The organism is Streptomyces sp. NPDC005393, from assembly GCF_040606675.1.
GTDB lineage: Bacteria > Actinomycetota > Actinomycetes > Streptomycetales > Streptomycetaceae > Streptomyces.
In genome coordinates this window covers 152,174-174,961 of the sequence record NZ_JBEXFG010000008.1, presented here as the reverse complement: position 1 = coordinate 174,961, position 22,788 = coordinate 152,174, and the positions used below count along the sequence as shown (strand labels likewise).

The window sequence follows — 22,788 nt, the reverse complement described above, 5'->3', positions numbered from 1 at the left end:
ATCGGCACGTCCAGCCCAACGATCCACAACCCGCCGAGACACCGGCCACATCATCAGTTCATCCGAATCGGTCATGTGCGGAGGATCGGGCTAGCCCCGGCCCCTGGCGGGCCCGGCTCCCCGGTGCGGGCCGTGGCGCCTGCGGTGGGCGGAGCCCCCACCCCGCCCCTTCCCGCACCTTCCCGAACAGGGGGCCGCGCCCCCAGACCCCCGCCGGGGCTCCGCCCCGGACCCCGCTCCTCAAACGCCGGAGGGACTGGGCTCGGGGCGCCGCCCCGAGCCGGAATACAGCCCTGACGGGCAAACCCAGCCCGTCAGGGGGGCGCCTCCCAGCGGTAGCTGGGAAGGCTGAGGACATGCCCGAAGGGCGCCCGGGGCCCGGCGGCCCAGCCCCCGACGAGAGCTGGGGCACAGCCCCGACAGGGCCCGGGGCGCCCGGCGGGGTCCGGGCCCAGCCCCGACGGGGCCCGGGGCAAAGCCCCGACAAGGTCCGGGGCGCCCGACAGGGTCCGGGCACGGCCCCGACAGGGCCCGGGGCACAGCCCTGACGGGGGCTCGGGCAAAGCCCCGAAAGGGTCCGGGCACAGCCCCGACAGGGTCCGGGGCACAGCCACGACGGGGGGGCAAAGCCCCGACAAGGTCCGGGACGCCCGACGGGGGCTCGGGCACAGCCCCGACAAGGTCCGGGACGCCCGACAGGGTCCGGGCACAGCCCCGACAGGGGCTCGGGCACAGCCCCGACAAGGTCCGGGGCGCCCGACAGGGTCCGGGGCACAGCCCCGACGGGGGCTGGGGCAGAGCCCCGGTTTCGGGAAGGGGCGGGGTGGGGGAATCCACCCGCCGCAGGCGCCCACGGCCCGCACCCGAGAAGCCGGCGCCGCACGCCCGGCGGCGCCGCACGCCCGGCGGCGCGGCGCGGGCCGCGGCAAGGCCTGGGTCAGGCGACGTACGTGCGCGGCGATTCGGCCTCCGTGGCGGCTCCCGTGGCGACCAAATCCACGGCGGCCGCCAGACGGGTGGCGGCCTTCTCCGCCACCGCTCCGCCGACCGTGAAGGGAAGCCGTACGTATCCCTCGAAGGCCCCGTCCACCCCGAAGCGCGGCCCCGACGGCACCCGCACTCCCAGCCGCGCGCCCGCCTCCGCGATGCGGGAGCCGGAGAGGCCGCCGGTGCGGGCCCAGAGGGTGAGGCCGCCGTGGGGGACGGTGAACTCCCAGTCGGGGAGATGGCGCCGGACGGCGTCGACGAGCGCGTCACGGTTTCCGCGGGCGAGCGCGCGCCGTACGTCGATGGCCTCTTCCCAGCCCCCGGTGTTCAGCAGCCAGGCGACGGCGAGCTGTTCGATGACGGGCGTGCCCAGGTCCGCGTAGGCGCGGGCGGCGACGAGGCTGCGGATGATCTCGGGCGCGGCGCGGACCCAGCCGATGCGCAGTCCGGCCCAGAAGGACTTGCTCGCCGAGCCGACGGTGATGACGGTGCTGCCGGCCGGGTCGAAGGCGCAGACGGGGCGGGGCAGTTCCACCTCGTCGTCCAGGCGCAGCTCGGCCATGGTCTCGTCGGCGACCAGGACGGTCCCGGCCGAGCGGGCGGCGTCGACGAGCTGCCGGCGCTGTTCCTCGGTGGCGAGCGCGCCGGTGGGGTTGTGGAAGTCGGCGACGACGTAGGCCAGCCGGGGCGAGGCGGCGCTCAGGACGTGGCGCCAGGAGGGGATGTCCCAGCCCGCGAGCCGGTCGGCCATCGCGACGGGGACGAGGCGGGCGCCCGCTTCCCGCATCAGCTGGAGGATGTTGGCGTACGAGGGCGATTCGACGGCGACGCGCTCACCGGGCCGGACCAGCAGCCGGGAGGCGGCGGCGACAGCGCCCATGGCGCCGGTGGTGACCATGATCTGCTCGGGCATGGTGGGGATGCCGCGGGCGGTGTAGCGGTCGGCGAGCGCCTGGCGCAGGGCGGGCAGTCCGGCGGGGTAGTCGCCGTGGGTGCGGGCGTACGGCGGCAGTTCGTCGAGGGCGCCGCGCATCGCGCGGGTGAGCCACGGCTCGGGGGCGGGCAGCGCGGCGCAGCCGAGGTCGATCACGGAGGCGGCGGCTTCCGGGGGCAGCGGATCGAGCCCCCGGGTGGGCAGCGGGCTGCCGGCGGGCATGGCGGTCCAGCTTCCGGCGCCCCGCCGCGACTCCAGGAACCCCTCACCGCGCAGGGCCTCATACGCGGCGGCGACAGTAGTACGGCTGACGGCGAGCGCGGCGGCGAGCTCGCGCTCGGCGGGCAGGCGCGCCGCGACCGGGACCCGGCCCTCCAGGATGAGCAGCCGTACGCCGTCGGCGAGGGCGCGGTAGGCGGGGACACGGCGGGCTCCGGTCAGGGAGGTGACCGCCTCGGCGGCCACGCCGTCGCGGGCGTGCTGTGACCGGAGCAGCCGGGCCAGTTGGGGTGCCCCGACCGCGGACGTCCACGGACTCATCGGATGCGGTCCACCTTTCCAGGATTGGCCATGGAACTGGACTGGTTCCAGACCACAGAGTGACATGCCACCCGTCACTCACACCAGGAGCACGCGTTGTCCGACCGCCTCCCCCGCCGTCTTGTCCAGCTCTATCTGGGGCTCACCCTGTACGGCGTGTCCATGGCGCTTCAGTTGCGCGCCACGCTCGGGCTCGACCCCTGGGACGTCTTTCACCAGGGGATCAGCGAGCGCACCCCGCTGTCGTTCGGTACGGTGACGATGATCGTCGGTGCCGCCGTGCTCCTGCTGTGGATTCCGCTGCGGCAGCGGCCGGGGCTGGGGACGGTGTCCAATGTCATGGTGATCGGCCCGGTGGTGGACGCCACCTTGTGGCTCGTTCCGGCGCCGGGCGCGCTCGCGGTGCGGATTCCGCTGCTGGCCTTCTCGATCGTGCTGTGCGGCGCGGCCACCGGGCTCTATATCTCGGCGCGGTTCGGGCCGGGTCCGCGGGACGGTCTGATGACGGGGCTGCACCGGCGCACCGGCCGGTCGATCCGGCTGGTGCGGACGGGGATCGAGGTGGCGGTACTGGCCACGGGGCTCGTCCTGGGCGGATCCGCGGGGGTGGGCACGGTACTGTACGCGCTGACCATAGGGCCGCTGTCACAGTTCTTCCTGCGCCTTTTCGCGATCCCCGCACCCGCCGGGGAGGGCTCTGGCGTGGTGGTCCGGGGCGGAACGGAGGGCCGGATCAAGGACCTGATTTAGAGCTCAAGCGGGTGGAGGGGTAGTGTACGCCTTTGGCCTACCAGGCGGACCGTTACTGCGCGCTAAAGTACCAGAAACGCTGGGTGACATCTGCTGCCAGATGTGACAAACCGGGCGCCTGTGGGTAGAACAACGGGGCGGCACGACGGGCGACGCATGTCCCAACACGGGAATCTTCACCGCCGACCGGACGTTGACCGGATGACGACGACAGCGACACCTGTCCTGTGGGCGACAAGCCCGGGAGGCACGATTCATGAGTGAGCGAGCTCTCCGCGGCACGCGACTCGTGGTGACCAGCTACGAGACCGACCGCGGCATCGATCTGGCCCCGCGCCAGGCGGTGGAGTACGCATGCCAGAACGGACATCGATTCGAGATGCCGTTCTCGGTAGAGGCGGAGATCCCGCCGGAGTGGGAGTGCAAGGCGTGCGGCGCCATGGCACTCCTGGTGGACGGCGATGGTCCTGAGGAGAAGAAGGGCAAGCCTGCGCGCACGCACTGGGACATGCTCATGGAGCGGCGCACCCGCGAGGAGCTGGAGGAGGTGCTGGCCGAGCGGCTGGCGGTTCTGCGCTCCGGTGCCATGAACATCGCCGTGCATCCGCGGGACACCCGTAAGTCTGCCTGACCAGTAGGGCAGCACTGACGCGCAAGGGCCGGGGCCACTGCTGAGCAGTGGCCCCGGCCCTTGCGCGCGCTGATGCGCCGTGGACTCAGCCGTCCTTGTCGTCCCGCATCACGTCGCCGCCGTCCTTGTCGTCCCGCATCACGTCGCCGTCCCGGACCACTTCGTCGTCCCGGATCACTTCGCCCTGGATGACCTTGCCCTCCTGCGGGCGCTCCCCGCCCTCCCGGCCCTCCCTGGCCTGCCGGAAGGGGTCGGACGGCGACCCCGGCACGTATCCCAGCCGGCGCGACAACGCGCCCTCGGCGCGGCGCCGCAGCAGCGCTTGGGTCGGCGGGAACAGACACAGCAGCGCGGCCACGTCGGAGATCAGCCCCGGCATCATCAGCAGCAGCCCGCCGAGCATCGTGAAGGAGCTTCCGGCCCGCGCCGACGGCTCCCCCGCCCGGGCCCCCGGCTGCATGGACTGAGTCAGGCTCTGCCAGGCCCGGCGGCCCCCGCGCTTGACCACGGCCGCGCCCACGACCGCGCCCGCGACCAGCAGCAGGAACACGGTCAGCCCGCCGGCCGCCCGCGCCACCACGGTCAGCAGCCAGATCTCCAGCACCAGCCAGGCGGCGATCCCCAGCGGCAGGAAGGTGCGGGCACGTGAGCGCTTCGGGCGGGTCGGGTCGGTTGGCTGCGACGGTCCGGTCATCATGCATCCAAGTGTGCCCGGGCCCGGACGGGACCCGGACCCCGGGGCCGCGGATCAACGCCGCGGATCACACGAGGGGCGGCCGAGGCCCTGGGCGGCCGGCAGGACGGAGAGGCCGGCCGGCAGCGAGGTGAGGTTCTGGGCGATCAGCCGGTCCTTCGGCTCGCCGCTGGCGATCCACCACAGGACCGGCGCGAGGGCCAGCAGCGGCACCAGCGCCGCCAGCAGCCAGCCGTCCGCCGCGCTCACCGTCCCCCGGCGTCCGATAGGCGTTCCCCTGCCGGCCCCGTACCGGACACGCAAGGCGGAGGGGGCGCCGGCAGGGGGAGCCCCGACCGGTCTCAGCGGTCGCGAAGGGCCGAGATCAACTGGCTCTTCGACATCTGCGACCTGCCCTCGATGCCGGCCTTCTTGGCCTCGCGGTACAGCTCTTCCTTGGTCCGCGCCTCAATGCCACCGCCGGACTTGGCACCCTTACGGTCCATCGTCCGGCGCGGCGTGGCGGATTTGCCGCTCTTCATGGTCGATTTAGCCATGTTCCGCCTCCTTCCGCCTTCAGTGTCCGGGAAGGGGCCGGAAGACGCCTGCGGGACTACTCCGAGCGCTGTACCACCGTGCGCCGCCGGCTGCCGCGTTATCGGGGCGGCGGCTACCCGTCCTTGCGGCCCAGAATCTTGTTCACCCGGGAGCCCACACCCCAGGACATGACCCGCCACGCCGCCTCCGTGACGATGTCACGGCTCATCTTGCTCTCCCCGCGCTCCCGTTCGATGAAGGTGACCGGCACCTCGATCACATGGAAGCCCGCCTTGATCGCGCGCCAGGCCAGGTCGATCTGGAAGCAGTACCCCTGGGAGGCGACGGCCTCCATGCCGAGACCTTCGAGGGTCTCCTTGCGGAACGCGCGGTAGCCGGCCGTCATATCGCGGATCGGCACATCGAGCAGCAGCCGGGAGTACGTACTGCCGCCACGGGAGATGAACTCGCGGGACTTGGGCCAGTTGACGATGCGGCCGCCGGGCACCCAGCGCGAACCGATCACCAGATCCGCCCCCTTGAGCGCGGTGAGCAGCCGGGGCAGCTCCTCGGGCTGGTGCGAGCCGTCGGCGTCCATCTCCACGAGGACGCCGTAGCCGTGCTCGATGCCCCAGCGGAAACCGGCCAGATAGGCGGCGCCGAGGCCCTCCTTGCCCTTGCGGTGCAGCACATGGACATGGTCGTCCTCGACCACGAGCTCGTCGGCGACCTTGCCCGTGCCGTCCGGGCTGTTGTCGTCCGCGACGAGGATGTGCGCGTCGGGCACGGACTCCCGGACCCGCCCGACGATCAGCTTGATGTTCTCCGCCTCGTTGTAGGTCGGGATGATCACCAAGGTCGTGCCGAGCGGACCGTACTTCCGCTGACCACCGTCGTCCTGGCTGGTGCGGCGCGGCTCCGGATCCATGCCCTCGGTGCCCGGCTGCTCAGCCTCGGTGCGCGGCTCCCCCGCCTCGCGTGCGTCGCTCACGGCTACTGCCCCTTCTCGTCCGTACGTCCCCGACGGCCGATCATGATCGCGGCCGCGCAGGACAGAACGCCCACCATAGCGAGCACCCACTCGGGGATCGCACCGACGCGGTCGGCGAGGGTCGTGCCGTCACGCAGCGGGATGCGCGCGGTGAGCACATCTTGCGTGAATTCTTTCGTCCGCTGCTCGATCGTGCCATCCGGCGAGACGACCGCGCTGATACCGCTCGTGGCCGCCGTGATCACCGGACGGCCGTGCTCGATCGCCCGCAGCCGGGACATGACCAGCTGCTGCTCGGGCTGGCCGCTGCGCCCGTAGGTGGCGTTGTTCGTCTGGACGACGATCGCGCGGGCGCCCGCGTTGACCGTGTCGCGGACGATCTCGTCGTACGCGACCTCGAAGCAGATCACATCGCCCAGCCGGGCCGGGCCGACCTTCAGCAGACCCGTGTGGTCGCCGGGGTAGAAGTCGCGCGGCACCCGCTGGAGCCGGGTGATGACCTTGCTGAGCTCCTGGCGGAACGGCACGTACTCGCCGAAGGGCACCGGGTGCTGCTTGGTGTACGAGGCGCCGGGTCCGCTCTTCGGGTCCCAGACGATGCCCTGGTTCTCCACATAGCCCTTCTTGGCGGGGTGGTCCACCAGGGCGCCGACCAGCACCGGGACGCCGAGTGCCTTCACGGCCCCGTCGATCCGGGCGTAGGCCTCCCGGTACTCGAAGGGATCCAGGTCGGAGGCGTTTTCCGGCCATATGACGAGGTCGGGCTTTTTGATCCGGCCCGCCTTGATGTCCTTCGCCAGGCCGAGGGTGGCGTCCACATGATTGTTGAGGATCTTCATGGGGCGGCCCAGAAAGTCCATACCGGCCTGCTGCACATTGCCCTGGACCACGGCGATGTCGACCGAGTCGTCGGCGGCGGTGGGGATGGGCACGGCGTACCCGGACACGGTCACGGCCGCGGCGGCGGCCACCGCCCCGGCGGCGGGCAGGGCGCCGCGCGGCGAGAGGCCCCCGGCGGCGCGCAGCCGCCACAGGGTGAGCGCGGCGGCGGCGAGCGCCCCGCCCGCGAGCGCGACGCCAAAGCTGACCAGCGGGGCGCCGCCGAGCGCCGCAAGCGGGGTGAAGGGCGACCCGGTGTTCGCGAAGGCCAGCCGCCCCCAGGGGAAGCCGCCGAAGGGCACCCGGTCGCGGGCCCACTCCTCGGCGACCCACAGACAGGCCGTCCACAGCGGCCACAGGGCCCGCACCGGCAGCCGGGAGACCAGGGCGAGACCGGCGCCCATCAGCGCGAGGAAGGCCGCCTCGATGACGGACAGGCCCACCACCGCGTCCCATCCGACGACGCTGAGCCACTTCAGCAGCAGGACGAAGAACGGCACCCCGAAGGCGAAGCCCGTCCAGGCGCCCTGGCGGGCGGTCCGGCCGTGGGTGAGCAGGGCGAGGGCGGCCACGGCCGGCAGGGACAGCGGCCACACCCCGAACGGCGGGAAGGCGAAGCCGAGCGCGAGACCGCTCACGGCCGCGAGCGCGCTGCGCCGCGCCTCACGGCAGGCCAGAGCGCCCAGGCGGCGCAGCCGGCCGGGCCGCTCCCCCTCGGGGGACGCGGGCGCGGCGGCGGGCCCGGACGCGGACCCCGCGGCCTCCCCGCCGCCGTCGCGGGGCGCGGCGGCGGGCCCTGGCCGGGCGGCCGGGCGGTCTGCGGCCGGCCGGCCTGCGTCCGGTCCGGACGAGGCGGCTTCGGCGGTGGTGTCGGAACCCGAGGGCACGGTGCGGCCTTCCTGCAAGTCGTGCTGTGGTGAGGTGACCGTATAACGCGGGCCCGAAGGTCCCGCCCCGAGGTGCGGAAAGTGGTCTCGGGGTGCGGAACGCTTCGGCCGTGGCGGGGGTTCCCGGACTCGGCGGCGCCGCACCCGCGACCGGGGGCGGTCCGCCGTGTGCGCGTGCGGAGTGGGGGCCCGACGCCCTTCGGGCCGACCTGGGACCCGCCGGCTGCGGGTCGACCGAGAGCCGTTGTCTACTGAGCGTCCGGGCCCCTCCCGGGTCGCACCTGCCGACCCGGCGATCCCTCCCTCGCCCCCGTGCGCTGGACCTGGCTCCCAGTGGTGGCGCACCGGTGTGGCGCGTCTCCCTCTGGCCCAGCGGCGTTCGACGACTGCGTGAAGACTCCCCGGTCGGGCGTCCAGTGGTGGACTCGGCCGAACCTACCGGCCACCGACCGCACCCTGTCAACAGCCGCATGACCTGCGCCGTTTCCTCAAATGACCAGGTCAGTACGGACGGTGTTCAGATGGCACAACAGGCCGGGGGATCATCGTTCGGCGGTACGAGGGACCCGCGCGTCACTCGTCCGGGCGGAGATGGACCGTACGCCCGGACACCACCGTGCGCACGCACACGGGCAGTTGACCGCCGGGGGTGAGGTCGGGCAGACCGGGCGTGCCCGAGCGCGGATCGGTCGACCATCCGGCGACGCGCGTGTCGGGGACCTGGACGACGAGCTCGCCGCTCCGCCAGATCGCGTAGTCGGCGGGCGCGCCGGGCACCAGCACACCCCCGTCGTCCCGTCCGATGGCCCGCCAGCCGCCGCGGGTGTGGGCGGTGAAGGCGGCGCGTACGGAGATCCGGTGCTCGGGGGTGCGGTGGAAGGCGGCGGCGCGCACAGTGCCCCAGGGGTCGAGCGGGGTGACGGGGCTGTCGGAGCCGAGCGCCAGGGGCACACCGGCGCGCAGCAGCGCCGCGTACGGGTTGAGGGTGCGGGCCCGCCCGGGGCCGAGCCGCTGGGCGTACATGCCCTGCCCGCCGCCCCAGGCGGCGTCGAAGGCGGGCTGCACGGAGGCGGTGAGGCCGAGTTCGGCGAAGGCCGCGATGGTCTCGGGTGTGAGCATCTCGGCGTGTTCGACGCGGTGCCGGGCGGCGCGGACGCGGCCGAGGCCGACCTTGTCGGCGGCGGCCCGTACGCCCTCGACGACGGCCGTGACGGCGGCGTCGCCGATGGCGTGGAACCCGGCCTGGACCCCTGCCTCGGTGCAGGCGGTGACATGGGCGGCGACGGCCGCGCGGTCGAGATAGGCGGTGCCGGTGTGCGGCGCGTCGGCGTACGGCTGGTGGAGACACGCCGTATGCGAGCCGAGCGCGCCGTCGGCGAAGAGGTCACCGGCCGCGCCGATGGCGCCGAGCGCGCGCACCTTGTCCAGGTCGGCGACGCTGCTCGCGGCCTCGGCCCAGTAGCCGTGGACCCGCGGGCCGGGCTCCTCGGCAGCGAGCCGCAGCAGCCCGGTGAGATCGTCCTCGGAGGAGATGTCGGGGCCCGCGCACTCATGGACGGAGCCGATGCCGAACGAGGCGGCGCGGGCGAGGGCGGCGCGCTGGGCGTCGGTGCGCTGGGTCGCGGTCACGCTCGCGTGGGCGGCGGCACGCACGGCGTGGTGGGCGGCGGCGGTCAGGGGCGCGTCGGGGCGGTAGCCGGCCAGGCCGGTCACGTCCAGGACGAGGTCGAGCAGCGCGGTGGTGACGACGGCGGAGTGCGCATCGGCCCGGCTGAGGTAGAGGGGCCGGCCGCCGGTGGCCTCGTCGAGCTCGGTACGGGACGGCGGGCGTCCCTCGGGCCAGCGGCTGGCGTCCCAGCCCTGGCCGAGCAGGATCCGGTCGGCGGGGCGGGCGGCGGCGTGGGCGCGCACCCGCGTGAGCGCGTCGGCGAGCGTACGGGCGTCCGAGAGGTCGAGGCCGGTGAGGGCGAGCCCGGTCGCGGTGGTGTGCACATGCGCATCGGTGAACGCGGGGGTCACCAGCGCCCCGTCCAGCTGGATCACCTCGTCCACGCCGTCCGCGAAACTGTCCGCGGCGCCCTCGGAGCCGACCCAGGCGATGGTGCCGCGCTCGACGACCATCGCGGTCGCGAACGGATCGGCGGGACTGTGAACCTCACCGCCGCGCAGCAGGACGGTACGGCCTTCGGCGGCGGCGGCCGGCTCGGGGTCGGGGGTCGGGTGGGTCACGGCGGGGGCCTCGCGGGGTCGGTTGTTCAGACGCGCGGCGGGCGCGCCTCGTAGGGGGTGGAGAGGACGACGGTGGTGCGGGTGGAGACGCCGGCCAGCGAGCGGATCCGGCTCAGCAGATGCTCCAGCTCCAGCGGCGTGGCGACCCGCACCTTGAGGATGTAGTTCTCATCGCCCGCGACGCTGTGGCACGCCTCGATCTCGGGCACCTCGGCGAGCCGCTCGGAGATGTCGTCGGGGGCACTGGGGTCGAAGGGTTTGACCGAGATGAAGGCGGTCAGGGGAAGCCCCACGGCCTCCGGGTCGACGACGGCGGCATAGCCGCGGATCACACCCCGCTGTTCCAGGCGGCGGACCCGCTGATGCACGGCCGATGTGGACAGGCCGGTGGCCTTGCCCAGGTCCGTGTAGCTCATCCGCCCGTCCTTGACGAGCAGCTCCACGATTTGTCTGTCCAACTCCTCCACAGCCGATCACCTTATGTGGTCGGGGGCCCTCCGGCACAGCGGGTGGCGCGCAACGGACAGAGGCCCCTGGTTCGGGCGCACCTGCGGCGGGCATGTGATGAACACCACATCTACTCACGAGTGTCCTGGCGGGTGCCACGATTACCTGTACGGCGCCGAGGGAAATGCTTGCTGTGGTCGAGGCCGACGCGCCTGGCCGGCTCACCCGAGGGGGAAACTCATGCCCTATCTTGAGCGCCTCGACGAAGGCGACATGGATACCGACGATAACGAGACCTATGAGATGTTCCGGGTCACCTGCCCGGACTGCGCGCGCCCCATCGCGCTCCTCGCGGACGAGGACGTTCTTCCGGAGCACGCCCTGTGCTCCTCCCCGTGGGATCCGTTCGGCCTCACGGTGTGTGCCGGCACCGGGCGCAAAGCGGCGGACGCCCTGCCCGCGGACGCGACGCTTGACGCCCATGAGCAGGACGCCGCGCTGCTGCTGACGCTGCCGGAGGGCCTGGACTGGCGGATGCAGCCGTTCTCGCACATCGGTGGCCCCGGGGCGCGCCCCCCGCGCCCTTTTTAGGGCTCGGTTCGCCTCCGGGGCACTTCAGCCCCTGTCGACAGTCGACCGTGCACGGCCACTCGTTCCTCGCGGCCTTCGCGCGCTCTCCTTTTCGACCGCGGCGCACCCCCTCGGCTCGCCCCCCAGCACCGCTGGGAGGCGCCCTCAGCCGGGGGGTGACCGATTCTGACCCTTAGCGGCTCTCCGGGCCCGCGATGCTGCGGGCGATGACGACGCGCTGGATCTGGTTGGTGCCCTCCACGATCTGCAGCACCTTGGCCTCACGCATATAGCGCTCGACCGGGAAGTCCACCGTGTAGCCGTATCCGCCCAGCAGTTGGACGGCGTCGGTGGTGATCCGCATCGCGGCGTCGGTGCAGAACAGCTTGGCCATCGCCGCCTGCTTGGAGAACGGCCGCCCCGCGTCCCGCAGCCGCGCCGCCGTCAGGTACAGCGCGCGCCCGGCCTCGATCTGGGTGGCCATGTCGGCGAGCGTGAAGCGCAGGCCCTGGAAGTCGGCTATCGGCCGGCCGAACTGCCGGCGCTGCGCGGTGTACGCGAGCGCCTCGTCCAGCGCCGCCTGGGCGACGCCGATGGCACAGGCCGCTATGCCCAGACGCCCCGCGTCGAGGGCGGACAGGGCGATCGCGAACCCCTGCCCCTCCTCGCCGAGCCGGCGGGCGTCGGGGATCCGGACGCCGTCGAGGTGGATCTGGGCGGTCGGCGAGCCGTTCATGCCCATCTTGTGCTCGGGTGTGGCGGCCGAGAGCCCGGGGGCGTCGCCGGGGACGAGGAAGGCGCTGATGCCACGGGTGCGCTCGGCGCCGGTGCGGGCGAGCACGGTGTAGAAGTCGGCGATGCCGCCGTGGGTGATCCACGCCTTGGTGCCCTCCAGCGTCCAGCCGTCGCCGTCCCGGGTGGCCCGGGTGGTGAGCCCGGCGGCGTCGGAGCCGGAGGAGGGCTCGGAGAGGCAGTACGCGCCGAGCAGTCCGCCGCCCAGCATCGCGGGAAGGTGCTCGGTCAGCTGCTCCTTGCTGCCGTAGCGCGCGAGCGCATGGCAGGCCAGGGTGTGGACGCTGACGCCGAGGCCGACGGTGAGGCGGGCCGCGGCGAGCTCCTCGAGGACCTGCAGATAGACCTCGTAGGGCTGGTCGCCGCCGCCGAACTCCTCGGGGTGGACGAGCCCCAGCAGCCCGGATTCGGACAGCAGGGTGAACAGCTCGCGGGGGAAGCGGCCGGCGGCCTCCTCCTCGGCGGCATGGGGCTTGATCTCCCGCTCGATCAGCTCGCGGACGAGCGAGATCAGGTCGCGGGCCTCCTCGGTGGGCAGCTCGCGTTCCACCGGCTGCGGGCCGTGGTCGGTCATGGCGGCGCTCTCCTCTCCCCTTGTCGGGCGCGGCGGCGGCGTACGCCGGGTTGTGGCGGCGCCGCCGGGTGGTGTCGCACCGCCGGTCCGCCCCCGTCGGGTCTCGAGCGGGTGGTGACCTGCACTGCGGCGGTTGGAGTATGCCCGATCGGGGGCCTTCCGTCACCGGTTGGTCGATCTTCAACCAACTTTGCGGGCGCGGAGCGCATTGGTCCGAACCATTGACCCCACTGGTCTAGTCCTTCTACCGTTTCCCCACCGTGCCCTGCGCGTTCATGTCAAGCTTTGATCAGGTCGTCGGGCACCTCACTCCCCTCACCCCCCACCGAGGAGATTCCATGCTCAGACCACGCGGACTGCTCGCCGCGCTCGCGGCGATCTGTACGGCGGTACTGGCCGCCACTCTGCTCGCGGGTTCGGCCGTGGCCGGTGAACCCCGCGGGGCCACGGCGAAGGCCGCCCCCAAGGCCGGAAAGGCCGCCACGCCGGGCACCAAGGCAGCCGGCAACAAAGTGGTCGGCTACTTCACCGAATGGGGCATATACCAGCGGAACTACCACGTCAAGAACATCGAGACCTCCGGGTCGGCCGCCAAGCTGACCCACATCAACTACGCCTTCGGCAATGTCACCGGCGGCAATTGCGCCATCGGCGACGCCTACGCCGACTACGACAAGGCGTACGACGCCGCGTCCAGCGTCGACGGCACGGCGGACACCTGGGACGCGGGCGCGCTGCGCGGCAACTTCAACCAGCTGCGCAAGCTGAAGAAGCTGCACCCGAACCTCAAGGTGCTGTGGTCCTTCGGCGGCTGGACCTGGTCGTCCGGGTTCGCCGAGGCCGCCAAGAACCCCACCGCCTTCGCCCAGTCCTGCTACGACCTGGTCGAGGACCCGCGCTGGGCGGATGTCTTCGACGGCATCGACATCGACTGGGAGTACCCCAACGCCTGCGGCAACACCTGCGACAGCAGCGGCCAGGACGCCTTCAAGAACCTGATGGCCGCGGTGCGCGCCAAGTTCGGTCAGTCCAACCTGGTGACCGCGGCGATCACCGCGGACGCCTCGTCCGGAGGCAAGATCGACGCCGCCGACTACGCGGGCGCGGCGCAGTACGTCGACTGGTACAACCCGATGACGTACGACTTCTTCGGCGCCTGGGCCGCACAGGGCCCGACCGCCCCGCACTCCCCGCTCACCTCCTACAGCGGCCTTCCGCAGCAGGGCTTCACCACCGACGCCGCCATCCAGAAGCTCAAGGGACTCGGCGTCCCCGCCTCGAAGCTGCTGCTGGGTATCGGCTTCTACGGGCGCGGCTGGACCGGCGTCACCCAGGACGCCCCCGGCGGCACGGCGACCGGCGCCGCCCCCGGCACCTACGAGGCGGGCATCGAGGACTACAAGGTGCTCAAGAGCGCCTGCCCGGCCACCGGCACGGTCGCCGGGACGGCGTACGCGCACTGCGGCAGCCAGTGGTGGAGCTACGACACCCCCTCCACCATCACCGGCAAGATGAGCTACAAGCAGCAGCAGGGCCTGGGCGGCACCTTCTTCTGGGAGCTCAGCGGCGACACCTCCAATGGTGAGCTGATCAAGTCCATCAGCTGACCGGACCCGTACGCCTCGGGCGGGGAGCCGCGATCCGGCTCCCCGCCCGACGGCATGACGGTGCGCGGCCGGTGCCCCGTGACTCCCTTCCGAGCGCGCGGGGGTATCGGTCGCGGAGGCCGTCCGGCTCCCGGCCGCGTCCCGGCGGACCGCCCGGTCCGGCTGCCGTCCGTGCTCGACGACGCCGTACGGGCCGCCGAGCGGCACGGTCACACCGCCGTGCACCTGCCGGTGGAGGCCCGCGCCGAGGCCGTCGTCGCCCTCGGCGACAGCCTCCGCTCCGGCGGCTACCGCACGATCGACCACCTCAGGCGGCTCGGACCCCGGCCCGTCCTCGCGAGCGGCCACAGTGAGGCCGCCGCCCGCTCCGTCGCCGAGCGGCCGGGCATCGCCGAGGCGCACGCCCGTATGACACCCGAGGGCAGGGCCCGCCTCGTACGGACAGCGCGCAGACCGCCGCGAGCACCGTGGCCCGCAGCCCCCGTAGCCCGTGGCCCGCAGCCCCCGTAGCCCGTGGCCCGCTTCCCTGACGCCCTCATGGCCGCACCCGCGCGGCGCGCGGCGACGCCGGGGGGAGCTCACGCGCCGTAAGCCCGCGTGAACGGGGGCCGACCGGGCCCCGTACCTGAACGCGGCTTGTTCTGACTATTGCGGGGCATCCGCCTCACAAGGAAATGTGGCGCACGGGCGGCCCACACCGCCCGGTGCGCATGAACCAAAGGATCGATCATGAGCTCCGAGCAGTGCCCGAGCTGTGGCGGCCAACTCGCCGTCAATCAGGACGGGTGGAAGATCTGTCACTCCTGCGGCTATGCCTCACCGCCCGGCGTCGCACCCGCCCCGTCCCCGCCCACCTGACCGACTCACCCGCCCCTCCGTACCGCTGAATGAGGACCCGTGGTCAATCCCTGGCTGGCGATGGTGTCCGGCGCCGACCCGGCGGAGCGCACCCGCGCCGTTCGCCGCGCCCATGAGGCGTTTCTGATCGAGGGCGCGGTGGGCCCGACGGTGCGCCCCGTGGTGGCGGAGTCCTGGCGGCGTTCGGTCGACGCACGGGTCGCACAGGAGTGCGTGGCGCCGATCGATCTGTCGGACGACGCGTTGGAGGCGTACCGGGCTGAGCATCCGCTGGCCCGGGTGATGCCGCTGTTCCGGGAGCTGCTGGGGACCATCGCGTACGAGGGGGCCCATCTGCTCGCGGTCTGCGACGAGCAGGGGCGCATGCTGTGGGTGGAGGGGCATACGGGGGTACGCGACCGGGCCGAGCGGATGAACTTCGTGGCCGGGGCGCGCTGGGACGAGTCCCACGCCGGCACCAACGCGCCCGGGACGGCCCTCACCGTGGACCATGCGGTGCAGATCTTCGCCACGGAGCACTTCAACCGCAGTGTGCAGCCGTGGACCTGCGCCGCCGCCCCCGTCCACGATCCGCACACCGGGCGGCTGCTGGGCGCGGTGGATCTGACCGGCGGCGACCATCTGGCCGCCCCGCACAGTCTGGCCCTGGTGCAGGCGACCGCGCGCGCCGCCGAGGCCCAGCTGGCCGCGGAGGCGCCGCGGGCGCGGGGGCCGCGGATCTGTCTGACGGCGCTGGGGCGCGATGAGGCGCTGCTGGTCACCGACGGCCGGCGGCTGCGGCTCGGGCGGCGGCACAGCGAGATCATGGTGCTGCTGGCGAGCCATCCGGAGGGGCTGACCGGAGACCGGCTGGCGCTGGAGCTGTACGGGCCCCGGGCGGACCGGCAGTCCCCGGTGACGCTGCGCGCCGAGCTGTCGCGGCTGCGCCGGCTGGTGGGTCCGCTGCTCGGGTCGCGTCCGTACCGGTTGCGCGAGTCCGTACGCACCGATATGGCGGCGGTGAGCGAGGAGTTGGCGGCCGGTGACGCGTATACGGCCCTGCGGGCGTATCCGGGGCCGCTGCTGCCGCTGTCGGAGGCGCCGGGGGTGTGCCGGACGCGCCGGGTGCTGGAGGACGGGGTGCGGCGGGCCGTGCTGTCCCGCGGCGATCCGGAGCTGCTGCGGCGGTGGGCGCAGACGCCGTGGGGCGAGGACGATCTGGAGGTGGCGGAGGCACTGCTGACCGCCCTTCCGCCGCACGCGCCCGACCGGGCCGCACCGGCGGCGCGGGTGCGGCGGCTGCGCGAGATGTACGGACTGGCCGGAGTCGCTCGCCGGGACGCAACGTCCGTGCAACGTAGCGGTGTCTAGCCTCGTCGTCGACAGGGACCAGTGAGGGACCACCACCACGAGAGGGCCGCCCATGACGCGTTACGCAAACCCGGGCTCCGAGGGCTCGGTCGTCAGCTATCAGCCACGCTACGACCACTGGATCGGTGGCGAGTACGTACCGCCCGCCCAGGGCCGCTACTTCGAGAACCCGACCCCCGTCAACGGGCAGCCGTTCACGGAGATCGCCCGGGGCACCGCCGAGGACGTAGAGCGGGCTCTGGACGCCGCCCACGCGGCCGCCCCCGCCTGGGGCCGTACCGCGCCCGCCGAGCGGGCAGCCGTGCTGAACCGGATCGCCGACCGGATGGAACAGCACCTCGAAGAGCTCGCGGTGGCGGAGAGCTGGGAGAACGGCAAGCCGGTGCGGGAGACGCTGGCCGCCGACATCCCGCTGGCCATCGATCACTTCCGCTACTTCGCGGGGGCGATCCGGGCCCAGGAGGGCAGCCTCTCCGAGATCGACGACGACACGGTCGCGTACCACTTCCATGAGCCGCTGGGCGTGGTCGCCCAGATCATCCCGTGGAACTTCCCGATCCTGATGGCCACCTGGAAGCTCGCCCCGGCGCTGGCCGCGGGCAACGCGGTGATCCTCAAGCCGGCCGAGCAGACGCCCGCCTCCATCCATGTCTGGATGAGCCTGGTCGCCGATCTGCTGCCGCCGGGCGTGGTCAACATCGTCAACGGCTTCGGGGTGGAAGCCGGAAAGCCGCTGGCCTCCAGCCCGCGCGTGTCGAAGGTCGCCTTCACCGGGGAGACCACGACCGGCCGGCTGATCATGCAGTACGCGAGCGAGAATCTGATCCCGGTCACGCTGGAACTCGGCGGCAAGAGCCCGAACATCTTCTTCGACGATGTCTCGGCCACCGACGACGACTTCCTGGACAAGGCTCTGGAAGGGTTCACGATGTTCGCCCTCAACCAGGGCGAAGTGTGCACGTGTCCCTCCCGCGCGCTGGTCCAAGAGGGCCACTACCAGGCGTTCATGGACGCGGCCGTGGCCCGTACGGAGAAGATCACCCAAGGCCATCCGCTGGACACCGACACCATGATCGGGGCCCAGGCGTCCAATGACCAGCTCGAGAAGATCCTCTCGTATCTGGACATCGGCAAGCAGGAGGGCGCCCGCATCCTGACCGGCGGGGCGCGCGCCGAGCTCGGCGGTGAGCTGGAGGGCGGCTACTACGTCCGGCCCACCATCTTCGAGGGCGGCAACCACATGCGGGTCTTCCAGGAGGAGATCTTCGGCCCGGTGGTGGCCGTGGCACGGTTCACGGACTTCGCCGACGCGATCAAGATCGCCAATGACACGCTGTACGGGCTCGGCGCGGGCGTGTGGACCCGGGACGGCACGACCGCGTACCGGGCCGGGCGCGCCATTCAGGCGGGCCGCGTGTGGACGAACTGCTACCACGCCTACCCGGCACACGCCGCCTTCGGCGGCTACAAGCAGTCCGGGATCGGCCGCGAGAACCACAAGATGATGCTCGACCACTACCAGCAGACGAAGAACCTGCTGGTCAGCTACTCCGCCCAGAAGCTCGGATTCTTCTGATGGGTGCCCGCGCCGCTGCCCGCACCCCACGCGTCCGGCTCACGCCGGCCGCCGAGGACATGGTGCGGCGGCTGACCGGGCAGCACGGGCCGGTGATGTTCCATCAGTCCGGCGGCTGCTGCGACGGCAGCGCACCGATGTGCTACCCACGCGGTGAGTTCCGGGTCGGCGGGGCCGATGTGCTGCTCGGCCGGGTGGCCGGTGATACGCCGTTCTGGATGAGTGCCGACCAGTACCGGTACTGGCAGCACACCTTCCTCACCGTCGACCTGGTCGCCGGCAGGGGCGGCGGGTTCTCTCTGGAAGCCCCCGAGGGCGTGCGGTTCCTGCTCAGGTCCCGGCTCCTCACCGAGGACGAACTGGAGCACATCACTGCCGAACCGCCGCTGCCGACGGGAGCCGACGTACCAGGATGACGAGCCGCCCTCCACAGGTGCTCAACGGCCACCGTTTGGCGCAGGCGGTGGCGGAGATGAGGCCGGACTGCCTACGGGGGTCCGGCCCCGTCCGTATGGAGGGGGTCCTTGCAACCCGGTGGGAAGTCAGGGCAGGCCAGGGTCTCCGTAGCGTCGGAGTTGACACAGAGCGTGTGTGAGCTCCGGGACCCCCCGGTGAGGAAGCCCGCCCGCTATGAACGCCAGGACTTGCCATCCGCCAGCGGGCCCCGGGAGAGAACGACCGGATCGCCGTCGTCCATGCGCGCCGCCTTGGACCTCGTAAGTCAATCGCTGGGTCATCATCACGACGCCCGGGGCCGATTGGTGGCATGGATATGACGCTCACTCAGCACTGGGGGCGGCCGACTGGTTACGAGCGCGTGGCGATGGTGCTAAGTACCCGTTCGGCGATCTCTTCGACCGGGCCTACGGCGTGGACCTTCACGTGGATCCCGATGTAGGAGTCGAGCAGGGGCGCGGTCTCGTCGCGATAGACCTGTTGGCGGTGCTTGATGACGTCTTCGGTGTCGTCGGGGCGGCCGCGGCCCAGCAGCCGGGCCACCACGATGTGCTCGGGGACGCTGAACTCCAGTACCGCGTTCAGCTCTGCGCCGTTCTCGGCGAGGATGTCCGAGAGCACGTCGACCTGTTGGATGGTGCGGGGGAAGCCGTCCAGGAGGAAGCCCTCGCGTGCGTCGTCTTCCGCGAGGCGGCGGCGGACCATGTCGTTGGTGATGTGGTCGGGTACGAGCTCGCCGGCGTCCAGGTAGCGCTCGGCCTCGCGGCCAAGTGGTGTCCGGTCGTTGATGTGTTGGCGGAAGAGGTCACCGGTGGAGATGTGAGGGACACCGAGCTCCCTGCTCAGCAGGGCTGCCTGGGTGCCTTTGCCCGCGCCAGGCGGGCCGACGAGGACGAGTCGCATCGGATGGTTGTGCCCTTCTGACTGCTGTGTGGTGAGTGGGGCGGGGGGGCTTCAGGAGGTGGTGTCCGCGTTGATCGAGTTCATGACGGAGGCGTCGGCGAGGGTGGTGACGTCGCCGATTTCCCGGTTTTCCGCTACGTCGCGGAGCAGTCGCCGCATGATCTTGCCGGAGCGGGTCTTCGGCAGCTCCGGAACGACCATGATCTGACGGGGCTTGGCGATCGGGCCGATCTCTCTGGCCACGTGCTCGCGCAGCGCCGCGGCGACGTCCGCCCCGCCTTCCGGAGCGCCGTCACGCAGGATGACGAAGGCGACGATGGCCTGTCCGGTTGTCGCGTCCGCCGCGCCGACGACGGCGGCCTCGGCCACGGTCGGGTGGGAGACCAGGGCCGACTCGACCTCGGCGGTGGAGATCCGGTGTCCGGAGACGTTCATGACGTCGTCCACCCGGCCCAGCAGCCAGATGTCGCCGTCCGCGTCGTACCGCGCACCGTCCCCGGCGAAGTAGTAGCCCTGCTGGGCGAAGCGGGACCAGTACGTGTCCCGGTAGCGCTCCTCGTCGCCCCAGATGCCGCGCAACATGGACGGCCAGGGCTGGTCCAGGACGAGGTAGCCGCTGCCGCCCCGGTCGACCGGCCGGCCCTGGTCGTCGACGACCAGGGCGGAGATGCCCGGCAGCGGGGTCCGGGCCGAGCCGGGCTTCGGGGGCTGGGCCGTGGTGCCCGTGGGGAGCGGCGAGATCATGACGGCGCCGGTCTCAGTCTGCCACCAGGTGTCGACGATCGGCGTACGGTTGCCGCCGATGTGCTCCCGGTACCAGAGCCACGCCTGCGGGTTGATCGGCTCGCCGACGCTGCCCAGCACCCGCAGCGAGGACAGGTCGTAGCGGGCCGGGATGTCATCGCCCCACTTCATGAAGGACCGGATCAGGGTCGGCGCGGTGTAGTAGATGGACACGCCGTACTTCTGCACGATCTCGAAGTGGCGCCCCTCGTGCGGGGTGTTGGGCGTCCCCTCGTACATGACGGAGGTGGCGCGGTTGGCCAGCGGCCCGTACACGATGTAGGAGTGGCCGGTGATCCAGCCGATGTCGGCGGTGCACCAGTACACGTCCTGGCCCGGGCGGTGGTCGAAGACGGCCCGGTGGGTGTACGCGGCCTGGGTCAGGTATCCGCCCGAGGTGTGCAGGATGCCCTTGGGCTTCCCCGTGGTCCCCGAGGTGTAGAGGATGAAGAGCGGGTGTTCGGAGTCGAACGGCTGCGGGGTGTGCTCCTCGGGCTGGGCGTCCACCAGGTCGTGCCACCACAGGTCCCGGCCCTCGGTCCAGGACACCTCCCCGCCGGTCCTCCTGACCACCAGGACATGGTCGATGCTGGGGGTCTTCCTGGTGGCCTCGTCGGTGCCGTCCTTCATCGCCACGGCCGAGCCCCGGCGGTACTGGCCGTCCGAGGTGATCAGCAGCTTCGCCTCGGCATCCTCGATTCGGGACTGCAGCGCGGCCGGGGAGAAGCCGCCGAACACCACGCTGTGCGGCAGCCCGAGGCGCGCGCAGGCCAGCATCGCGAAGACCGCTTCGGGGATCATCGGGAGCTGGATGGCGACCCGGTCGCCCGCGGTCAGGCCGAGCGAGAGCAGGGCGTTGGCCGTTCCGCAGACCTCGCGCCGGAGGTCGGCGTAGGTGATCGTACGGGTGTCGCCCGGCTCGCCCTCCCAGTGGAACGCGACCTGGTCGCCGTGGCCGTCCTCGACATGGCGGTCGACGCAGTTGTACGCCACGTTCAGTTTTCCGCCGCTGAACCACTGGGCGAACGGCGCGTCCGACCAGTCGAGCACCTCGATCCACTTGGTGTCCCAGTGCAGCCGTCCGGCCTCCTCGGCCCAGAAGGACTCCCGGTCGGCGTTCGCCTGCGCGTAGGGGTCGGCCGTCGCGCCGGCCTGCGGGGTCGATTCCTCAGCGGACGGGAACGTCATGTCGGGGCCTCCGGGAAAGTGCAAGTGGATGTGGATGGATATGGGTGGGTGTGGATGGGGGGATGGGTTCGGGTGATGGCAGGGCTTCACTGTGTGTGTGGTCGGGTGGGCTCAATGTGGCGTGCGGAGGTTGGTGGAAGGTTGGTGGGGCCCGTCTGCTCGCGCCGAGGACGTGGATGGTGATGTGGAGGGTGGCGTGGACGTGGATGTGGACGTGGACAGGGCGATTCGTGGGATGAGCGGTGCCGCGGTACGGCGGCGCAGGGCGCCGTGCCAGACGCCCCAGCCGTACGCGAGGTCGTCCAGGCGGCGGATCAGTACGTACTCCAGGGGATTCAGCCGGGGGCGGCAGCGTCGGTAGTCGATCAGTCCCTCGGCCAGCGCGCCCGCTAGGAGGATGCGCCGGGCGTGGCGGCTGGACGCTCCGAGGAGTACGGCGATGGGCCAGTGGTGCCGGGTCGCGCAGCGCAGCAGCTGCTCGCCGGTGCCGCGCAGCCCGGCCAGCGTCAGCAGCGTGCCCGCCCGGACCGGGGTGTCCGCGTCCGGCAGCCGGCGGACCAGCCGCGCCGCGGTCACCGCGGTGAGCGCCACCGCGGCGGCAGCCGGGGCGGCCGTGCCGCGGAGCGCCAGCGCGCAGGCGGCGAGTGACCACGGCGCGGCGTGCAGCGGCGGGACCTGACCGTGGTGGCGCAACGCCAGGTCGGCGGCGCCGGTGCCGTAACCGGCCCGCTGGGCAAGCCAGTTGCGCAGGTCGGTGCGGTGCCGGTGGCCCACCCTGGAGCCGGGGACGTAGCTCAGCCGCCAGCCCGCTTCGTGCAGCCGCATGCACAGGTCGACGTCCTCGGCGACGCGCAGGTGCGGGGCGAATCCGGTGCCGACGGCCTCCCGCCGGACCACCACCGTCGCGCTGGGCACATAGGCGAGCGCGGACAGCGGCACGATCGGGCCCTCCCGCGCGCCCATGTCCAGCGGTGACCTGACCTCTTCGTATCGGTCCAGCCGCCCCTGCCGGCGTGCCTGGGCCGAGACCACGCGCGGTGCGGCCAGCGCCACCGAGGGATCGGCGAACTGTGCCAACAGCGGTGCCATCCAGCCCGGTTCGGGCAGCACATCGGAGTCGAGGAAGGCCACGTACGGGGTGGTGGCGTGGCGCAGTCCGGTGTTGCGCGCGGCGGCGGGACCGAGGTTACGGGGATGGACGAGCAGCCGGGCTCCGTACCGGCGGACCGCCGCGGCCAGCTCCGCGGGGCGCGCGGAGCCGTCGTCGACCACCAGCACCGGCAGGTCCGCCGTCTGCGGGTCGGCGGCCAGCCGGGTGAGCAACTGGCGTACCAGGTCCGCCCGGTCGCGTACCGGGATTACCACCGTGGTCCCGCGCACCGGACCGGTGTCCGGGCGGGGATGGACGACGCCGATGTCCAGCAGCCGCCGGGCGAGGGTGCCGGTGGCCCGGTCCGTCACCGTGAACCGGCCGCGGCCGAGCAGGCCCGCGGCGGTCGCGCTCAGCCGCAGCACCCGGGGCGGCGAGCCGCCGAGCACCAGCCGGCCGTCGCGCGAGCGGTGGGCGTCGGGGGCGAGTTCGACGGTGAAGCCATGCGGCAGGCGGGTGTCGGGCGGCGCGGGGAGGGGGTCCGCGGTCATTCGGT

Annotated in this window: 21 protein-coding genes; 9 read left to right on the top strand and 12 right to left on the bottom strand. The window is 72.3% G+C overall.

The genetic code is table 11. The features are described from left to right. Nucleotides 1–937 precede the first annotated feature (937 nt). Nucleotides 938–2,461 (bottom strand): PLP-dependent aminotransferase family protein, encoded by a 1,524-nt coding sequence (locus ABZS71_RS10785; RefSeq protein WP_356208853.1) that lies wholly within the window; start codon nt 2,459–2,461, stop codon nt 938–940. Nucleotides 2,462–2,557: 96 nt separating this feature from the next. Between ABZS71_RS10785 and ABZS71_RS10780 the strand changes: the two genes are divergently transcribed. Together ABZS71_RS10780 and ABZS71_RS10775 are read left to right on the top strand one after the other, a co-directional pair. Continuing rightward, nucleotides 2,558–3,211: a hypothetical protein gene (locus tag ABZS71_RS10780; RefSeq protein WP_356208851.1), complete on the top strand. Its 654-nt coding sequence runs from the start codon at nt 2,558–2,560 to the stop codon at nt 3,209–3,211. 256 nt (nt 3,212–3,467) lie between these two features. Then, nucleotides 3,468–3,842 (top strand): RNA polymerase-binding protein RbpA, encoded by a 375-nt coding sequence (locus ABZS71_RS10775; protein WP_014056358.1) that lies wholly within the window; start codon nt 3,468–3,470, stop codon nt 3,840–3,842. 85 nt (nt 3,843–3,927) lie between these two features. On the opposite strand, the gene fxsA is transcribed toward ABZS71_RS10775, so the two are convergent. The 7 genes from fxsA to ABZS71_RS10740 form a co-directional block, all read right to left on the bottom strand. Continuing rightward, the gene (gene fxsA / locus ABZS71_RS10770) at nt 3,928–4,536 is read right to left on the bottom strand and encodes an FxsA family membrane protein (RefSeq protein WP_356208863.1); all 609 of its coding nucleotides are present in this window, start codon (nt 4,534–4,536) and stop codon (nt 3,928–3,930) included. A gap of 54 nt (nt 4,537–4,590) precedes the next feature. Continuing rightward, the gene (locus ABZS71_RS10765) at nt 4,591–4,785 is read right to left on the bottom strand and encodes a hypothetical protein (protein ID WP_356208850.1); all 195 of its coding nucleotides are present in this window, start codon (nt 4,783–4,785) and stop codon (nt 4,591–4,593) included. 92 nt (nt 4,786–4,877) lie between these two features. After that, nucleotides 4,878–5,072: a Rho termination factor N-terminal domain-containing protein gene (locus ABZS71_RS10760; RefSeq protein ID WP_355848424.1), complete on the bottom strand. Its 195-nt coding sequence runs from the start codon at nt 5,070–5,072 to the stop codon at nt 4,878–4,880. A 113-nt stretch (nt 5,073–5,185) separates the two neighbouring features. Continuing rightward, a complete protein-coding gene (locus ABZS71_RS10755; RefSeq protein WP_356208862.1) occupies nt 5,186–5,980 on the bottom strand; it encodes a polyprenol monophosphomannose synthase in 795 nt (264 codons plus the stop codon). Between the two features lie 65 nt (nt 5,981–6,045). Continuing rightward, nucleotides 6,046–7,809, bottom strand: coding sequence for an apolipoprotein N-acyltransferase (lnt, locus tag ABZS71_RS10750; RefSeq protein ID WP_356208849.1), 1,764 nt, complete (start codon nt 7,807–7,809; stop codon nt 6,046–6,048). A 573-nt stretch (nt 7,810–8,382) separates the two neighbouring features. After that, nucleotides 8,383–10,038: an amidohydrolase gene (locus tag ABZS71_RS10745; RefSeq protein WP_356208848.1), complete on the bottom strand. Its 1,656-nt coding sequence runs from the start codon at nt 10,036–10,038 to the stop codon at nt 8,383–8,385. Nucleotides 10,039–10,064: 26 nt separating this feature from the next. Next, the gene (locus ABZS71_RS10740) at nt 10,065–10,505 is read right to left on the bottom strand and encodes an Lrp/AsnC family transcriptional regulator (RefSeq protein ID WP_020866923.1); all 441 of its coding nucleotides are present in this window, start codon (nt 10,503–10,505) and stop codon (nt 10,065–10,067) included. A gap of 220 nt (nt 10,506–10,725) precedes the next feature. On the opposite strand from ABZS71_RS10740, the gene ABZS71_RS10735 reads away from it, so the two are divergent. Continuing rightward, nucleotides 10,726–11,076, top strand: coding sequence for a hypothetical protein (locus ABZS71_RS10735; RefSeq protein ID WP_355848415.1), 351 nt, complete (start codon nt 10,726–10,728; stop codon nt 11,074–11,076). Between the two features lie 172 nt (nt 11,077–11,248). Here the strand turns inward: ABZS71_RS10735 and ABZS71_RS10730 are convergent, their stop codons facing one another. Further along, nucleotides 11,249–12,421 (bottom strand): acyl-CoA dehydrogenase family protein, encoded by a 1,173-nt coding sequence (locus ABZS71_RS10730; RefSeq protein ID WP_356208847.1) that lies wholly within the window; start codon nt 12,419–12,421, stop codon nt 11,249–11,251. A gap of 338 nt (nt 12,422–12,759) precedes the next feature. On the opposite strand from ABZS71_RS10730, the gene ABZS71_RS10725 reads away from it, so the two are divergent. From ABZS71_RS10725 to ABZS71_RS10700, 6 genes are all read left to right on the top strand, one after another. Continuing rightward, nucleotides 12,760–14,028 carry a glycoside hydrolase family 18 protein gene (locus ABZS71_RS10725; RefSeq protein ID WP_355848409.1) on the top strand — a complete coding sequence of 423 codons (1,269 nt, stop codon included), beginning with the start codon at nt 12,760–12,762 and terminating at the stop codon, nt 14,026–14,028. 171 nt (nt 14,029–14,199) lie between these two features. Further along, nucleotides 14,200–14,538, top strand: coding sequence for a hypothetical protein (locus ABZS71_RS10720; protein WP_355848406.1), 339 nt, complete (start codon nt 14,200–14,202; stop codon nt 14,536–14,538). A gap of 219 nt (nt 14,539–14,757) precedes the next feature. Further along, nucleotides 14,758–14,886 carry a hypothetical protein gene (locus ABZS71_RS10715; protein ID WP_355848403.1) on the top strand — a complete coding sequence of 43 codons (129 nt, stop codon included), beginning with the start codon at nt 14,758–14,760 and terminating at the stop codon, nt 14,884–14,886. Nucleotides 14,887–14,925: 39 nt separating this feature from the next. Further along, nucleotides 14,926–16,236, top strand: coding sequence for a GAF domain-containing protein (locus tag ABZS71_RS10710; RefSeq protein ID WP_356208846.1), 1,311 nt, complete (start codon nt 14,926–14,928; stop codon nt 16,234–16,236). A gap of 52 nt (nt 16,237–16,288) precedes the next feature. Further along, a complete protein-coding gene (locus ABZS71_RS10705; protein WP_355848397.1) occupies nt 16,289–17,812 on the top strand; it encodes an aldehyde dehydrogenase family protein in 1,524 nt (507 codons plus the stop codon). Then, nucleotides 17,812–18,228, top strand: a complete 417-nt coding sequence (locus ABZS71_RS10700) for a DUF779 domain-containing protein (protein ID WP_355848394.1) — start codon at nt 17,812–17,814, stop codon at nt 18,226–18,228. The genes ABZS71_RS10705 and ABZS71_RS10700 overlap by 1 nt, the downstream gene beginning before the upstream one ends. A gap of 391 nt (nt 18,229–18,619) precedes the next feature. Here the strand turns inward: ABZS71_RS10700 and ABZS71_RS10695 are convergent, their stop codons facing one another. The 3 genes from ABZS71_RS10695 to mftF all read right to left on the bottom strand — a co-directional run bounded on the left by ABZS71_RS10695 (nt 18,620) and on the right by mftF (nt 22,783). Beyond that, nucleotides 18,620–19,171 (bottom strand): adenylate kinase, encoded by a 552-nt coding sequence (locus ABZS71_RS10695; protein WP_356208845.1) that lies wholly within the window; start codon nt 19,169–19,171, stop codon nt 18,620–18,622. 51 nt (nt 19,172–19,222) lie between these two features. After that, the gene (acs, locus tag ABZS71_RS10690) at nt 19,223–21,142 is read right to left on the bottom strand and encodes an acetate--CoA ligase (RefSeq protein ID WP_356208844.1); all 1,920 of its coding nucleotides are present in this window, start codon (nt 21,140–21,142) and stop codon (nt 19,223–19,225) included. Between the two features lie 111 nt (nt 21,143–21,253). Next, nucleotides 21,254–22,783: a mycofactocin biosynthesis glycosyltransferase MftF gene (gene mftF / locus ABZS71_RS10685; RefSeq protein WP_356208843.1), complete on the bottom strand. Its 1,530-nt coding sequence runs from the start codon at nt 22,781–22,783 to the stop codon at nt 21,254–21,256. Between the last annotated feature and the right edge of the window lie 5 nt (nt 22,784–22,788).

Excerpts from the sequence above, each read along its gene's own strand:
- ABZS71_RS10785 (WP_356208853.1), bottom strand. The coding sequence starts at position 2,461 with ATGAGTCCGTGGACGTCCGCGGTCGGGGCACCCCAACTGGCCCGGCTG.
- ABZS71_RS10705 (WP_355848397.1), top strand. The coding sequence starts at position 16,289 with ATGACGCGTTACGCAAACCCGGGCTCCGAGGGCTCGGTCGTCAGCTAT.
- mftF (WP_356208843.1), bottom strand. The coding sequence starts at position 22,783 with ATGACCGCGGACCCCCTCCCCGCGCCGCCCGACACCCGCCTGCCGCAT.
- ABZS71_RS10715 (WP_355848403.1), top strand. The coding sequence starts at position 14,758 with ATGAGCTCCGAGCAGTGCCCGAGCTGTGGCGGCCAACTCGCCGTCAAT.
- ABZS71_RS10700 (WP_355848394.1), top strand. The coding sequence starts at position 17,812 with ATGGGTGCCCGCGCCGCTGCCCGCACCCCACGCGTCCGGCTCACGCCG.
- ABZS71_RS10730 (WP_356208847.1), bottom strand. The coding sequence starts at position 12,421 with ATGACCGACCACGGCCCGCAGCCGGTGGAACGCGAGCTGCCCACCGAG.
- ABZS71_RS10695 (WP_356208845.1), bottom strand. The coding sequence starts at position 19,171 with ATGCGACTCGTCCTCGTCGGCCCGCCTGGCGCGGGCAAAGGCACCCAG.
- acs (WP_356208844.1), bottom strand. The coding sequence starts at position 21,142 with ATGACGTTCCCGTCCGCTGAGGAATCGACCCCGCAGGCCGGCGCGACG.
- fxsA (WP_356208863.1), bottom strand. The coding sequence starts at position 4,536 with ATGACCGGACCGTCGCAGCCAACCGACCCGACCCGCCCGAAGCGCTCA.
- ABZS71_RS10725 (WP_355848409.1), top strand. The coding sequence starts at position 12,760 with ATGCTCAGACCACGCGGACTGCTCGCCGCGCTCGCGGCGATCTGTACG.
- ABZS71_RS10775 (WP_014056358.1), top strand. The coding sequence starts at position 3,468 with ATGAGTGAGCGAGCTCTCCGCGGCACGCGACTCGTGGTGACCAGCTAC.
- ABZS71_RS10735 (WP_355848415.1), top strand. The coding sequence starts at position 10,726 with ATGCCCTATCTTGAGCGCCTCGACGAAGGCGACATGGATACCGACGAT.
- ABZS71_RS10760 (WP_355848424.1), bottom strand. The coding sequence starts at position 5,072 with ATGGCTAAATCGACCATGAAGAGCGGCAAATCCGCCACGCCGCGCCGG.
- ABZS71_RS10755 (WP_356208862.1), bottom strand. The coding sequence starts at position 5,980 with ATGGATCCGGAGCCGCGCCGCACCAGCCAGGACGACGGTGGTCAGCGG.